Raw genomic sequence first — 1078 nt, forward strand, 5'->3', positions numbered from 1 at the left:
GACTTCTACATGTGGTCCGACGACGACACCGGCTACCCCGACGCCCGCATCATCTTCGTCGACACCGAATCCTCCAACTGGACCTACGACCCCGTCCGCGGCCAGTACTACTGGCACCGCTTCTTCACCCACCAACCCGACCTCAACTACGACAACCCCGACGTCCAAGACGCCATGCTGGAAAACCTCCGGTTCTGGCTGGACCTGGGCATCGACGGATTCCGCCTGGACGCCGTCCCCTACCTGTACGCCCGCGAAGGCACCAACTGCGAGAACCTCCCCGAAACCCACACCTACCTCAAACGCGTCCGCGCCGAGGTCGACCGCCTCTACCCCGACCGCGTCCTACTCGCCGAAGCCAACCAATGGCCCGCCGACGTCGTGGAGTACTTCGGCGACCCCGCCGCCGGCGGCGACGAATGCCACATGGCCTTCCACTTCCCCGTCATGCCCCGCATCTTCATGGCCGTACGCCGCGAACAGCGCTACCCCATCTCCGAGATCATGGCCCAGACCCCCAAGATCCCCGACAACTGCCAATGGGGCATCTTCCTACGCAACCACGACGAACTCACCCTGGAGATGGTCACCGACGAAGAACGCGACTACATGTACACCGAATACGCCAAAGACCCCCGCATGAAAGCCAACATCGGCATCCGCCGCCGCCTGGCCCCCCTACTGGACAACGACCGCAACCAACTCGAACTGTTCACCGCCCTCCTGCTCTCCCTCCCCGGCTCCCCCGTCCTGTACTACGGCGACGAGATCGGCATGGGCGACAACATCTGGCTCGGCGACCGCGACGCCGTCCGCACCCCCATGCAATGGACACCCGACCGCAACGCCGGATTCTCCACCTGCGACCCCGCACGCCTGTACCTGCCGGTCATCATGGACCCCATCTACGGCTACCAGGCCGTCAACGTCGAAGCCCAGACCAACAACCCCGGCTCCCTGCTCCACTGGACCCGCAAAATGATCGAAATCCGCCAACGCCACCCCGTCTTCGGCGTCGGCTCCTACGTCGAACTCTCCGCCTCCAACCCCTCCGTCCTCGCCTTCACCCGCGAGATCA

General features: G+C 64.4%; 1 protein-coding gene. It reads left to right on the plus strand.

Annotation, left to right across the window (positions count from 1 at the left end; genetic code table 11):
• Positions 1-1078 (plus strand): alpha-amylase family glycosyl hydrolase (locus tag AB0H37_RS45045; RefSeq protein ID WP_360618862.1); only part of this gene is annotated, 1078 nt, incomplete at both ends.

It is taken from the genome of Actinomadura sp. NPDC023710, from assembly GCF_040639875.1.
GTDB classification, from domain to species: Bacteria; Actinomycetota; Actinomycetes; order Streptosporangiales; family Streptosporangiaceae; genus Spirillospora; species Spirillospora citrea.